We start from the raw sequence: 14,033 nt of genomic DNA on the forward strand, positions 1-14,033 counted from the left end.
AATCATTGAGTATCAAATTATGAGCCGCGACCGTGCTGTGCAACAGCGCCAACCTAAAGCGCTAGCCGTTGATGATGAACCTACTTATATCACCGAGTTTCGACAAGCGATGCTTGCCCGTGGACTTGCAACGCGGACGCGTAACGCTTATGTGCGCGATTTGCGTTCTTGCGAGTTGACCAATCCTATCGCGCTGACGAAATGGCAACCTGAAGACGTGCTGCACTGTCTATCTACCCTTACTCAAGAAGGGAAAACCCCACGCACGCAAGCACGTATGCTGTCAAGCTTGCGCCAGTTCTATCTATGGATGATTGCTAGTAATCTGCGCGAGGACAATCCGTGCGAGCGTATCAAAAGCCCCAAATTAGGTCGTCCACTGCCAAAGGATTTGAGCGAGGCAGATGTCGATAACCTATTGGCGGCACCTGATAGCAGCACGGCGCTCGGTCTACGTGATAAAGCCATGTTAGAGGTGCTCTATGCGTGCGGTCTACGGGTTAGCGAGTTGATTAATCTGTCGCTTGAACAAGTCAATCTAAATTCTGGCTGGTTACAAATTACGGGGAAAGGTAATAAAACCCGACTGGTGCCACTCGGCGAATACGCAGCAGATGCACTGGAAGATTATCTAACGCATGCTCGCGGCGATTTGATTGCGCATTTGAAATCGGGTAATTGCCAAGCGGTGTTTTTGACCGCGCAAGGCGGCTATATGACAAGGCAGAACTTTTGGTATCTATTAAAGAAATACGCCAAAATTGCCAGCATTGATAAAGAGTTATCACCGCATACCTTACGTCATGCCTTTGCTACGCATTTATTAAATCATGGCGCGGACTTGCGTAGCGTGCAGTTATTACTGGGACACAGTGATTTATCAACGACGCAGATTTATACCCATGTGGCGACGGCGAGATTGCAGAAGTTGCATGCCGAGCATCATCCGCGCGGTTAAAATTGAAATGGACTATTTATTGATGATTGTAAAAGGAATATAACGTGTTGCAAGCTCAGCCATCTACTCTGCCTACCCTAACAAAAGGGCAAAATTCTGCCCTCAAAAACCTGACCATCATGGGTTACTTAGAAGGCACTTCTTTTTTATTATTGCTTGGTATCGCCATGCCACTAAAATATCTGATGGGCATTCCTGAAGCAGTGAAATATATCGGTATGGCGCATGGAGCATTGTTTATCGCCTATATTTTGATGCTGTTGATTGCAACTAGCAAAATAAAATTGCCGCTATGGGCAATGCCTGCAGGTGTGCTTGGCTCGTTTTTGCCATTTGGTCCGTTTATATTTGATCATTTATTAAAGAAGAGTTTGAAAAAATAGGATTAAAGGTTTTTCGGTAACAAAGATGTGCTGAATTTCTATAATTTCTTAGATGTAGGGTGCGCCTTTTGCACCAATTTTAGACATCATTTTGATTCAGGTGCGCATGCCACACCCTACCCATCTTCAAATGACGCAATCGTATATTCGTAATCATATACCAGTCGCCTTGCGGCGCGGTTTAGCCCTGATAGTAGCGGATAGCAGGATTGGCTCCCATCACAATTTTTGCAATAACAACTTCCCACCATACAATTCCATAAATACATAGCTGCAAACCTGCCTTTTTCTCGTTACAATAGCCTCAATAAAGTGCATCATGATATGCACGCTGTCCAATTGAGCAGCGCACCCCTTTTACTTATCCAATATCTGAGAACCCCATGAGCCATAGACCCCCTGCTGACCTATTAAAAAGCGCCGAACACTGGCGTGAAGATATCAACTTTCGCCAAGATGTGCTGGGCAAGCCGTTTGATTTTGCGACCACTTGGGGTATTTTTTCACCGCAAAAGCTCGATGATGGTAGTTTGATGCTGCTTGATTATGTGGATTTTCAAGCGGATGATGATTCGATCGATTTGGGCTGTGGCTATGGCGTGCTTGGTATGACGGCGGCGCGTGAATGCCCGAATGGTCTGCATACCTTGATTGATAAAGACTTTATGGCGGTAGAATATGCGCGCCGTAATTGCGAGAAAAACGGTCTAAAAAATGTCGATGTGCATTTATCAAATGGCTTTAATCATGTGGCAAAGGACAAAGACTTTAGCCTTGTGATGTCGAACTTGCCGGCCAAAGTAGGTAAAGAGCAGCATTATCTATATTTCCTTGATGCTTATGCGCGCATGCGTCAAGGTGGGCGTTTTTATGTGGTGACCATTAATGGCTTACGTCAGTTTATGAAACGCTCGTTTACCGAAGTATTTGGCAATAGCGAAAAAGTCAAACAAGGTAAAACCTATACCATTACCATGGCGACCAAAGACTAAGCTTAAGCAACTTAAAAGCTGAGCAAACAAAAATCCCGCTAACACGATGATGTCGTAGCGGGATTTTTTATGGCTAAATTTTTAGAACTATATTTTTAAAGTTATATTTTTAGGTGTAATGGACAAAATTCATGCTGGCGTAGGGTCTAACGCTATATACTATCTATATTTGCAAGGAATCAACGCGATGAATCAAAAAACTGCCCTTTTTGTCGTGATAAACACATCAAAAAGAATGGACTCAAGCTAGGCAAACAACAGTATCAATGTCTAGTTTGCAGACGGCAGTTTTTAGGTGGCAAAAGACTCAATAACCAGACCCTTTGGACCGAATACACCCAAGGGAAACAGACCTACAAACAACTGGCTGACAAGTATAGCTGTAGTCTTAAAACCATTCAAAGACGCTTAGACAAAGTCAGTACCCAGTATCAAGTTAAGCGACCAAATACCGCTAACATCATCATGGATACCACTTACTTCGGTCGTAAGTTCGGTTTAATGGTTTTTATGGACAATACCACTAAAGCCGTTCTTTACTACGCGATAGTCAGTCATGAAACCAACAGTGCCTACAAACAAGGAATTGATCATCTAGCATCGTTAGGCGTTGATATACAAAGCATTACCTGTGATGGTAGACGAGGACTGCGTACGTTATTTACCCACACCCCTTGCCAGATGTGCCAGTTTCATCAGGTACAAATAGTGACTCGTTACCTCACTCGTCGCCCTAAAAATATTGCTAGTATCGAGCTTAGAGGGCTTACTTTAGACTTAACACAGCTTGATAAAGCCCCGTTCACAAAATGCTTAGATTATTGGTTGTTAACTCATGAAGACTATCTTAGTGAGCGTAGTACCAATGAAGATACTGGTAGAAGTTGGTACACTCACAAACGTCTTAGAAGTGCTTATCGCAGCCTCAGAACCAATAGCGATTGGCTATTCACTTATCAAGAATATGAGCACTTAGACATACCAAATACCACCAATTCTCTTGAAGGATTATTCAGTGAGTTAAAGCGACAATTACACAGTCATCACGGTCTAAATGAGCAGCGTAAGTTACGGTTTATTAAAGACTTTCTAGGGTCAAAGTCACTCAAATAGCATGAATTATGTCCATTAGCGACTACCTTCTACTTTTTAGCATGAATTTTGTCCATTACACCTATTTTTACAATTACATTTTTAAGGTTACATTTGCCGCTTAAGTAAATATCCACCCAAAATCGCACTGGCGATAATTGGCAATAGCACCATTAATAATGGCGAAAAACCAGTCGCCAATGAGACAAAGCCAACCAAGTCTTGCACATAACTAAACAGCAAGCCGAATAGTAATGCCACGACGATACGTAAACCCAAGCTATGCGTGCGTAGTGAGCCAAAGACGAATGAACAAGCAACAATCACTAGCGATAAAATCGATAACGGTGACAGCAGCTTTTGCCAAAATGCCAACTCATGACTTAACGAGCGCGTGCCTTGTTGGCGCATAAATTGACGATGCTCATACAGCTGAGTCAATGACAAATCTTCGGCCTTACGAGTGAGTAAATACACCGACTCAGGGGCAAAAGGCAAACTCAAGGTATCTGACGGTGCAATAGCTTGGCTACTCTCAAAGCCCTGACCAATCATCAGCTTGGTCATATTATTGAGCTGCCACTCGTAGCGATATTGCTCGCTCGGCTTGCTGCTATTAGTATCTATCGGTTCGCGGCCGATATATTTGCCGCCCTCAGCATGAATAGCAGTTTGCAGATTGCCATTATTATCCAAATGCCAGCGTTTGACCTCGCCGATATTGCCTTGCACATCGGCATAATCGATATACAAAATATCGCTGCCATCTGGCTTGGCACTGCCGTCTTTTGTACTCTCAAAGCGTGGCTGTACCGTCCAATAACCACGTACCGAGGTGACAAGCGAGCTATTATCTTCATCGTTAATCTCTTGCGCCAATTGATTCGAATACGGCAGGACAAACTGATTAATCACTAATGCCAATAGCACAAAAATCAAGGCAGGCTGCAACACCCAGCCGACGATACGATAAACACTGACGCCAGCGGCGCGCATGACGACCAGCTCGCTTTTATTGGCAAGTAAACCCAAACCGACCACCGCGCCAAGTAACGCGCCCGTTGGGATAAATTGCTCTAAAAAGTACGGCGAGCGATAAAAGATATATTTAATCGCCTCGCCCATCGTATAGTTATCATCTAACGAATCTAGCTCAGACAAATAAGAAAATACCAGCTGCAATGCCCACAAGCCTATAACCGCGCCGATGATGGCAAGCAAAGCGTTTAGTTTAACGTAACGGCTCAGCACTTTTAGATTGGTTGGTTTAGGCGCAAGTTTCAGCTTGGCTTTTGGCGAATTTGGCTTTGATGAATTAGACGATGATGATTTAGAGAATAAAGCGCTCATTAGGATTGTCCTCCTTGTGAGCCATTGCTTTTATGGTCAATATTGCCTTGATGCTCGCTAACGGTTAACAACTCATCTGGTTTGCGAAAACGCAAACGATGTTGGACGCGGCTGCCCCAATTCATATAGAGCGCCAATGCCATAAAACCTAATACCAACCATGCATACGCCCAAACGCTAACACTGCCTTTGCTTACCGCATTTTTGAGAGAAATAATACCCAACGCGCAGCTGACAAATAATAAAATCGATGGGAACAGACGCAACCAGCGACCTTGACGCGGGCGTACTTGCGCCAGTGGCACGGCCAGCATCGGTGCAATAATCATGAGCCAAGGCAAGGCCAAGCGATAGCCAAGCTCTCCTTGCGCCGCTCGAAGTGCATTTTCACTATTCACTGCTGTACTGCCCGTTGCAGCTTGCCATAATGGACCAATCGCTTGGGTTTCGATATTGGCTTCGGTGATGACTTCTTTAGAGGATTCGGTCAAAGTGATACGGTAGCGATCAAAGCCCACTTGATTGTACTTTAGACTGCCCGCGCCGACTTCATAACGGCGACCTTGGAATAAATCCAATTGGGTGACGCCGCTACTGCCGGTATCTACTTGCTGAGCGCGTTTGGCAAGGGTAATGGTATCCTTACTGATATGGTCTTTGCTTATAACTTTATCGCTTATAAGCGCATTTGGCAGCTCTGGGATATTGAGTTGCTCAGCAGTTTCTGGGTCAATATTATTATTAACATCAACGGCCGCATTTTTTGCCGCACTGCCTTTAGGCTTAGGCTCGGATTGAATCAATATCACATCTTGCAATTGCTTTTTATCATCGCTTAAGCTGCCGACATACAAATGATAATTACCGCTGCTGATAAACTGATTGGGGCGAATTAAATCAAAAGCGCTGGTCAACGCTTGCTGTTGCCAAACACTCTCAGATGAGCGTACGCCCCACGGTTTACCAACGATAGATAAAGCCGCTTCCCCAACAAATAATGCCAATATCAAAGGCGTCATCAAACGGCCAAGTTTGCCGCGCGACACACCGCTGGCATTAATCACCGCCATTTCTTGGTCAACATACAAGCGCCCGAATACCAGCATGAGAGCGATAAAAAATGCCAATGGCAGGATAAGCTCTAAGAAGTAAGGCAAATTATAACCAATGATGGTAAATAATAAGCTGATGTCCAGATTGCCTTCTGCGGCAATGCCAAAGTAACGGATTAAGCGGCCGCCGAGCATCATCACCACTAAAAACCCCAATACCAAGGCGGTCGTTGAGGCAACTTGTTGAGTCATATAGCGGCGTAATATCACAATAGGCACTCTTTAGAAAAAGGTTGGTATGCGCACAATTTATCGCCGTTTGACTGACGATACTCTATAAATAGTAGCGATAAAGATAACCGTTAATCCTAGCATATTTTGCTCAAAAATGGCTGTGAAATGTGTTGAAAAACATTGCCTCTATCTTGCTATAACGCTAGATTATTTAGTAGATAATAGCTAAAACCAAGAAAGCGTACAGTGTATACAAGTTATAAGCCTCACTTAATATCAGAGCAATTCTATTAAGTATTTGCCCTATATTTTTACTTTATGTCATTTAGAAAAGTTTGTTTGTCCTTGGTATCCTTGCGCGCCTATCTTTAGATTTCATTGCTAGACTGAATACCTGCAAAATTTATACTTATAACGCTCAACGGAGAATACTAATGACAGACAAACTCACTTCTACGCCCGCTACTTTAATTGAACTTGCTGGTGGTCAATTTGATGCACTTGATTGGTCAAATTGCGCTATCGTCTTTATTGACTATCAAAACGAATACGTCGATGGGGCGATGCCATTGGGGCAAGCTGGTGCTAACGCCATTAAAAATGCGCGTCTGTTATTAGATAAAGCCCGCGCGCAAGACATTCCTATTGTCCATATCGCCCATCACGGCGCCGATAATGATAGAGTTTTTGATCCTTTATCATCAAATGTCGATATTGTCGCTGAATTACAACCAAAGACGGGTGAAACCGTCATTGTCAAAAAACATCCTAATGCTTTTTACGATACCAAGCTACAAACGCTAATAGCAGGCACGCAAAAGCAGCAAATTATTTTCGCAGGTTTTATGAGTCATATGTGTGTCAGCTCAAGCGTCAGAGCGGCGTTTGATTTGGGCTTTGACAGTTTTGTCTGCCATGATGCCTGTGCCACTCGCGCCTTGCCGAATGATAAAAAAGAAGCCATAAGTGCAGAAGTAATGCACGAGACCGCGATGGCTGCATTACAAGATAGATTTGCCGCTTTAGTGACGACCGCCGAATTGGTTGGTGAGTAAATTACTACTCTATAAAGACATAAAACAATTACTTAAATAATTATCGCAAAATTGTGCAAATATATTACCTAAGCCTTGCTCACTGCGCACTCGCCTTGCAATATGCTACACTATTGCGATGGCTCATTAGCCCAAATGATTTAACAGGTATAAGCAATTTAAATAAAACCTGCCGTTTTTATCATGCTAATTTCATAACTCTAATAAGGATAATTATATGAATATTAAATTAACCCAAACCCTACCAAAGACGCATACGCAAAAAATTCTTAAAAAAGAAGCCAAAAGTAAAGACGCGGCCTGCCTTGTGGTGCTTATCGATGATAAGAAAAACATCTTAGCTGAAGCCGCATTAAGCGATTATCAAACGCGCATTAAGCAGTTGATGGAAGTATCACATTTTAATGGTAAAGCTTGCGAGACCGTCGCTGATTATGCCTTGGCTGGTGATAAAAAAACGGCGAAAGAAAATCCAGTACAGCTGTTATTGGTCGGTGTTGGTAATATTGATAAGCTTGGTCATAGCGTATTGCAAAAAATTGCCAATACCATTTATCAAAGCACGCAAAAACGCGTCGATTCTATTACCGTCGCCCTAGGTGATGCATTAGAAGAAAATCATTTCGGTCAGTTTGCTTTGAATTTACTAGCAGCAAGCTACCGTTTCGATAAATATAAATCTGAGCAAACCACGCCAGTTTTAACCGATATCTATTTATTGGCTGACGAGTCATTAGAAGCTGCATTAACATTTGCTGAAGCAGTATTCGCCGGTCAAAGCTTGACCCGTGATGTCGCCAATGAGCCGGGTAATATTTGCTTCCCAGCTTATATGGCTGAACAAGCACAAGAATTGGCCACAACCTATCCTGACCTATTAAAAGTCACCGTATTGGGTGAAGATGAGATGTCAGCGCTAGGCATGGGTTGCTTCTTAGCCGTTGCGCAAGGTTCTGCCAAAGAAGGTAAATTGGTACTCATGGAGTATCGCGGAAAGTCTAACTTTAGCGCTAACGCTAATAAAGGCATCACTAACAGCGCCAAAGTCGCAGGCGGTCTAAAAGCCTTAGCGGATAAATTACCGACCAAACTGCCTAAGAAATCATCTAAAAACGCTGATACAAATAACGATTTACAAGTTGCCAATGATGACGCGCCTATCGTCTTAGTCGGTAAAGGCGTCACCTTTGATTCAGGCGGTATCTCAATCAAGCCGGGTGCGGCAATGGATGAGATGAAGTTTGATATGGGCGGTTCAGCATCGGTACTCGGTACGATTAAAGCTTTGTGTGAAGCGCGTCTACCGATTAACGTCGTTGGTGCCCTTGCTTGTGCGGAAAATATGCCATCAGGTGATGCCACGCGCCCTGGTGATATCGTGAAAGCTATGAACGGCAAATCGGTTGAAATCTTAAATACTGATGCGGAAGGTCGTTTGGTATTAGCAGATACTTTATGCTACGTACAACGCTATAATCCAAAAGCAATTATCGATGTGGCAACTTTGACCGGTGCTTGTGTGGTTGCCTTAGGTCACGTACGCTCAGCGGTATTTAGTAATGACGAAGACGTGTTGTTTGAGTTAGAAAACGCCAGTCACTTATCGGGCGATTTAATCTGGCATATGCCAATGGATGACGACTATCAAGCGCAGCTTGACTCGCCTATCGCTGATATGCAAAACATCGGTGGTAAAGGTGCGGGTGCTGTGACTGCGGCTTGCTTCTTATCGCGCTTCGTCGAAGAAGGTCAAGCATGGGCGCATTTGGATATCGCTGGTACCGCATGGAATTCAGGTAAAGACAAAGCGGCAACCGGTCGTCCTGTACCATTGTTTATGCAATACCTCAAAAACAGCGCAAACATGGCTTAATCAGTTGTGAATAATTCATTGATGAAGACCAGTTTATGAAAGTTAGTTTTTATGTTTTAAGTGAGAGTAAAGCCCAAGATTTCTTGGGCTTTATTTGTCAGTTGACCCAAACGGCGCTTAATAAAAGCAGCCAGTCGTTACTGATTCTTATCGACCAACAAGATGCCTTGCTATCGACGCTCGATGAAGCACTATGGTCACATGATGCCACAAGCTTTATACCGCATCAGCGGCTTTTAGATTCTAATATTAGTGACGGTGCTGATACTGATACTGATACTAGCCATCGCGAAAATACGGCTATTAACCCTATTAACAGTCAACCGTTAGCACCCGTTTTATTGGGCAGTTATATGCCAGCCGATTTTAAAGGTATTGTCCTAAATACCACCATCTATCCTGTTAATGACTTTATGGCAGCAACCAATGATGCCCAGCCTACTCGGGTACTTGAGCTGATAAAACCCGATGCCAATAGCGTGCAAGAAGGTCGTCATAAGTATAAGAGTTATAAACAATTAGGCTATGAGCTCACGCACTTTAAAGTTTAATTTATTGATTTTTATCTTTATTTTCTCACCTTGCTAGCGCCCTTTATTTGCCTACCGTACCACGCTTTTTTGCTACCCTATAACCCCATGTCTACGTGGGTGAGAGGTAGGCGCTTATCGCAAAAAATGCTACCATCCTTCGATTACTTTTCCGTTCTATTATAAATTTTATATTTATTGACAAAGTCGAGGGTGTATAGATGCGTTCATTGATTGCGATGTATCAGCGTATAGGGCTGGTACCGCTCATTATTATTGGTTTAATATTGGGGGTTTTGATTGGCTGGCTGGCACCAAATATCGGTATTGCGTTAGGATTACTAGGGACGCTATTTGTCGGGGCGCTAAAAGCGGTCGCGCCGATACTGGTATTTATCTTGGTCATGGCAGCCATTAGCCAACACCGTAGCGGCAATGAAGTGTATGTCAAACCCGTGCTTATTATGTATATGTTCGGCACTTTTTTGGCTGCATTAACGGCGGTTGCGGCAAGTTTTTTATTCCCGACAGAGCTGATATTGGTCAATGCCACCATTGAGCAAGTACCACCTGCCAACCTTCAAGAAGTATTGACCAACTTGCTGATGAATTTGGTCGCCAACCCCGTTCAGGCTATCGCTGAAGCCAATTATATTGGTATCTTAGCGTGGGCAATTATCATTGGTTTTGCCCTACGTCAAGCAAGCGATACCGCGCGTACCGTGGTCAGTGATTTTTCTGACGCCATCTCACAAGTGGTCAAATGGGTCATCGCTCTAGCACCTTTTGGTATTTTAGGCTTGGTTGCCAATACCGTTGCTGAGACAGGCTTTGCTGCGTTGGCGGGCTATGCTCATATCTTGATGGTATTGGTCGGCTGTATGCTATTTATTGCTTTAATCGTCAACCCGCTGATTGTATTGGTTAAAACCGGTAAAAACCCTTATCCATTAGTGTTTGCCTGCTTACGTGAGTCAGGGATTACCGCATTCTTTACTCGTAGTTCAGCGGCCAATATCCCTGTCAATATGAACCTTGCGCGCAAATTGGGTCTACACGAAGACACTTATTCGGTTACCATTCCACTCGGTGCAACCATTAACATGGCAGGCGCTGCTATCACGATTAACGTCTTAACCCTTGCTGCAGCGCATACGCTTGGCATCGAAGTGTCGTTTGCATCAGCGCTATTATTAAGTTTGGTCGCGACGATTAGTGCTTGCGGCGCCTCAGGTGTTGCTGGTGGCTCATTACTCTTGATTCCATTAGCAGCAAGCCTATTTAGTATTCCAAACGATATTGCTATGCAAGTGGTGGCACTTGGCTTTATCATCGGTGTGGTACAGGACTCTGCAGAAACTGCCTTGAACTCATCAACCGACGTTTTATTCACTGCCGCTGCTGATCCAAAATATGCGCGCTAGTTTTTAAAACGATACTTGCAAATAATAAAGGGTCTCATAATAGAGACCCTTTTTTTATATGTTAAATAATCAATTACCTATTATTTTAAATGATCGACATCTACTTCAATCACTGGTGTCTGCATGTCTAGCTGGCGTTTAAATTGACGCAATTGTTCCACCTCATCTAATAGCTCAAGTATCAGTCCAATTGCCGGTACGCTCGCTTCAAAGTCGCGGCTAAGGCGTGAGGCACGGCGCACAGTCGTCAATTGATAACCGGTAAATTGCTGACGCTCTGGCACATCATATTCGATGATATTTTCTTCAATCAATTCGATGACCCATTGGCGCTCTTGACCACAGGCAGATACAAGCTCATCTAAGCTCAAGATAATGTCGGTAAATTCAGGCGAGTGTTTCATGGCGATTATCCTCGTTTGCTCTTTATTTTATCGTTATCGTATGGTCTTCATCTCTGCTGTTTTCTTTGTTATATTGCTGCTACTTGCGTAGCTTTTGGCATTTTTAAACGTATTTTTTAACGGCTGATATTGGTCTCAGCAAAGGCTTCTTTAAGCTGCTCGTAGGCTTTGGTAGCGGACTCACTGCTGATATCAGGGTTAACGATGTTTAAGGTTAAATATAAATCGCCCGCTTGCTTAGCAGGAATACCTTTACCCCTTAAACGTAAATTGCTCCCCGATTTACTGTTTTTAGGAATCGTCACGCCAAGCGTTCCTGCTGGGGTACTGACGTTAATTTTTTCGCCCAGTGCCGCTTCCCATGGCGCTACATTGACCGTCTGATAGACATCAGCGCCTTCGATACGGATATTATCCGCATGACGGATTTTTACCTTTAAAAATAAATCACCGTTTTTACCGCCACCAATACCGGCCGCACCTTGCCCAGCTAAACGAATTTGCTTGCCATCAGTAATGCCTTTTGGAATTTTAATTTTCAGGGTTTTATTTTCGTAATCGACGCTGCCATTTGGCTGGCGAACGGGAACGTTTAATTTAATACTGTAGTCATCGCCGCTGTAAACTGAGGACAAATCGACGGTAATCTCTGCATGTTGGTCTTGACCTTGGCTATTTTGCGACCTAAAACCACCCTGCTGCGATTGTCCGCGCGCGCCGCCGCCACCAAAAGCGGAGAAAATATCGTCGAAGCGAAAACCACCATCGCCATAAGCTTGACCTTCGCCAAACTGATCTTTGATATCTTCCCAGCGGAAACCACCCTGACCACCGCTCGCTGATTGCCCACCGAAGCCACCTGCACCGCCCTGACCGGCAAAGGGATTGTTGAGCATGGCATCGTATTCCGCCCGCTTGTCTTTATCTCTAATGGTTTCGTAAGCGTTGTTAATTTCCGCGATTTTATTATCAGCGTCTGGATCGTCGCTGACATCAGGGTGGTATTGCCGCACAAGCTTACGATATTTCTTTTTAATCTCAGCATCTGTGGCGTCTTTTTTGACCCCTAAAATGTCATAGTAATTTTTCTCTGCCATGTTATTTTTCCTTCTTATAGTATTTATTACTGATCATTTATTTAATACATAATATGGGGGCAATGAATGAATATTTCATTTTTAGCATACGGCTGTCATCATCAAAGTGTTACCAGTAATGATGCCAAACGATACTAGCATTTATATTATCTGCATTGCTTAAAGCATCGTTATTAGCATGCGTCACTGTAGTAGCGTTTGTCACTATATTAGCGTGCGTTACTATGATTCTGGCATCATTATTCTTTGACAGCTGTTGCCGTAATGTCAATTTGGTGAGGACAATGGCTGCACGACCCTCTCGTTTAGAAGCAATATAAGACAACTCAGCACTTTGTTTGTCACGCCTAGCGCAAACCAAACGTGATGGCTTTATGTGCATGTATATCTGCATGTCTATCTGCATATCGTTTTTGATTCATAAGCGGTCGCATTTACCATAGCATAGCTAGGTATGTGCTTGCCAAACTTTGCGCGCGCCTGCCTAAACATAAGAGCTATGTCAATCTTCTAGATGGTTAACTAAGTACAAAATGATTATTCTCACAAAACGCCAAATACTGTGATTTCTGCAGAAATAGTAAGAATATAGCAAGATTTTATTACATTATTTTCAATACTATCTCATTTTACCTTTTTAAATATTAAAATTATTAAATATAAGCCTTTAGCCCTCATATAGCGTATCTTTCCGATAATCTTAACTACATAAGCAGAATTAGTTTTTACATTTACTGAAGCACTATGACCAACTTTTTTGATGTAAAAACCACTTTATCAGCACTTGCAGTGTTTATCTATTCACTTAGCCTAATAAACAAGTTTCACAGAATTGGCCATATATACCAAGGTCTACAGGATTAGTAGCAAGTCTCACTAATGATTATAAAAACGTCTTCTACTACTCTATTATGAGATATTTGAACTGGGGCGTTTTTTACAGAGCCGTAAGAACGAAGTAAGCTCCTTATTGTAAAATACCCATATTATTCAAGCTGATAGGGGCATGGATAACATAGGCAAGAGTATCTGTCTATCTCATCAATAGAAAAAAGGTATTAAATGTCTTATTTAATCAAGTCTTTAGTCATCACTTTATCGCTGCTGCTCAGTACCACCGTTTTTGCCGGTAACACCAGTTACTATGGTAGTAAGTTTCACGGCAAACGTACCGCAAGTGGCAGTATCTTCAATATGAACTCGCTAACCGCCGCGCATAAGACGCTGCCGTTTGGTACGAAGGTACAAGTGACCAATAAAAAGACAAAGCAGAGCGTGATCGTAAAAATTACCGATAGAGGACCTTTTATTAGAGGTCGCATTTTGGATTTATCGAAAGCCGCTGCTGGTAAAATAAACTGTGAACTTTGTACCACCACTATGAAGATACTATCTTATGGTGATGGTAAATACCGTATGGAATAATGTAATAAAAAAGGGAGAGCTCACGCTCTCCCTTTTTTATGCTCGATGATTTTAAAACACTGGTTTGTATCGCTGAATAATTCTTCAATAGCTTATATAGTCAGTTTAAAATAAAAAGTTACGGCAGAAATAGTATTCTGCTGGTATAAATTTTCCTCGCTTAC

General features: G+C 42.9%; 13 protein-coding genes. 9 read left to right on the forward strand and 4 right to left on the reverse strand.

The window, feature by feature from the left end; all coding sequences use genetic code 11:
• Positions 1-19: 19 nt before the first annotated feature.
• The 4 genes from xerD to QJS82_RS11950 all read left to right on the forward strand — a co-directional run bounded on the left by xerD (position 20) and on the right by QJS82_RS11950 (position 3,446).
• Positions 20-958, forward strand: coding sequence for a site-specific tyrosine recombinase XerD (gene xerD, locus QJS82_RS11935; protein WP_281490628.1), 939 nt, complete (start codon positions 20-22; stop codon positions 956-958).
• Between the two features lie 44 nt (positions 959-1,002).
• A complete protein-coding gene (locus QJS82_RS11940) occupies positions 1,003-1,341 on the forward strand; it encodes a DUF3817 domain-containing protein (protein ID WP_281490629.1) in 339 nt (112 codons plus the stop codon).
• 383 nt (positions 1,342-1,724) lie between these two features.
• Positions 1,725-2,333: a class I SAM-dependent methyltransferase gene (locus QJS82_RS11945; RefSeq protein WP_068407352.1), complete on the forward strand. Its 609-nt coding sequence runs from the start codon at positions 1,725-1,727 to the stop codon at positions 2,331-2,333.
• Positions 2,334-2,498: 165 nt separating this feature from the next.
• Positions 2,499-3,446, forward strand: coding sequence for an IS256 family transposase, variant Zn-binding type (locus QJS82_RS11950; protein WP_438656657.1), 948 nt, complete (start codon positions 2,499-2,501; stop codon positions 3,444-3,446).
• A gap of 87 nt (positions 3,447-3,533) precedes the next feature.
• Here the strand turns inward: QJS82_RS11950 and lptG are convergent, their stop codons facing one another.
• Both lptG and QJS82_RS11960 read right to left on the reverse strand, forming a co-directional pair.
• Complete coding sequence (lptG, locus tag QJS82_RS11955) at positions 3,534-4,775, reverse strand: LPS export ABC transporter permease LptG (protein ID WP_281490631.1); 1,242 nt, start codon at positions 4,773-4,775, stop codon at positions 3,534-3,536.
• Entirely contained in the window at positions 4,775-6,079 is a 1,305-nt protein-coding gene (locus QJS82_RS11960; RefSeq protein WP_281490632.1) for an LPS export ABC transporter permease LptF, read from the reverse strand. The genes lptG and QJS82_RS11960 overlap by 1 nt, the downstream gene beginning before the upstream one ends.
• A 416-nt stretch (positions 6,080-6,495) precedes the next feature.
• On the opposite strand from QJS82_RS11960, the gene QJS82_RS11965 reads away from it, so the two are divergent.
• The 4 genes from QJS82_RS11965 to sstT all read left to right on the forward strand — a co-directional run bounded on the left by QJS82_RS11965 (position 6,496) and on the right by sstT (position 10,943).
• Positions 6,496-7,116 (forward strand): cysteine hydrolase family protein, encoded by a 621-nt coding sequence (locus tag QJS82_RS11965; protein WP_281490633.1) that lies wholly within the window; start codon positions 6,496-6,498, stop codon positions 7,114-7,116.
• Between the two features lie 217 nt (positions 7,117-7,333).
• Complete coding sequence (locus QJS82_RS11970; protein ID WP_281490634.1) at positions 7,334-8,989, forward strand: leucyl aminopeptidase; 1,656 nt, start codon at positions 7,334-7,336, stop codon at positions 8,987-8,989.
• A gap of 35 nt (positions 8,990-9,024) precedes the next feature.
• A complete protein-coding gene (locus QJS82_RS11975) occupies positions 9,025-9,540 on the forward strand; it encodes a DNA polymerase III subunit chi (protein ID WP_281490635.1) in 516 nt (171 codons plus the stop codon).
• 200 nt (positions 9,541-9,740) lie between these two features.
• Positions 9,741-10,943: a serine/threonine transporter SstT gene (gene sstT / locus QJS82_RS11980; RefSeq protein WP_201629547.1), complete on the forward strand. Its 1,203-nt coding sequence runs from the start codon at positions 9,741-9,743 to the stop codon at positions 10,941-10,943.
• 80 nt (positions 10,944-11,023) lie between these two features.
• On the opposite strand, the gene QJS82_RS11985 is transcribed toward sstT, so the two are convergent.
• Positions 11,024-11,347, reverse strand: a complete 324-nt coding sequence (locus QJS82_RS11985) for a chaperone modulator CbpM (RefSeq protein ID WP_201564015.1) — start codon at positions 11,345-11,347, stop codon at positions 11,024-11,026.
• A 116-nt stretch (positions 11,348-11,463) separates the two neighbouring features.
• Positions 11,464-12,444 carry a DnaJ C-terminal domain-containing protein gene (locus QJS82_RS11990; RefSeq protein ID WP_281490636.1) on the reverse strand — a complete coding sequence of 327 codons (981 nt, stop codon included), beginning with the start codon at positions 12,442-12,444 and terminating at the stop codon, positions 11,464-11,466.
• A 1,062-nt stretch (positions 12,445-13,506) separates the two neighbouring features.
• Here QJS82_RS11990 and QJS82_RS11995 point away from each other — a divergent pair.
• Positions 13,507-13,869 carry a septal ring lytic transglycosylase RlpA family protein gene (locus QJS82_RS11995; protein ID WP_201564246.1) on the forward strand — a complete coding sequence of 121 codons (363 nt, stop codon included), beginning with the start codon at positions 13,507-13,509 and terminating at the stop codon, positions 13,867-13,869.
• Positions 13,870-14,033: the final 164 nt, after the last annotated feature.

Origin of the sequence: Psychrobacter maritimus, from assembly GCF_029953575.1 — a bacterium.
Taxonomy (GTDB): Bacteria; Pseudomonadota; Gammaproteobacteria; order Pseudomonadales; family Moraxellaceae; genus Psychrobacter; species Psychrobacter maritimus.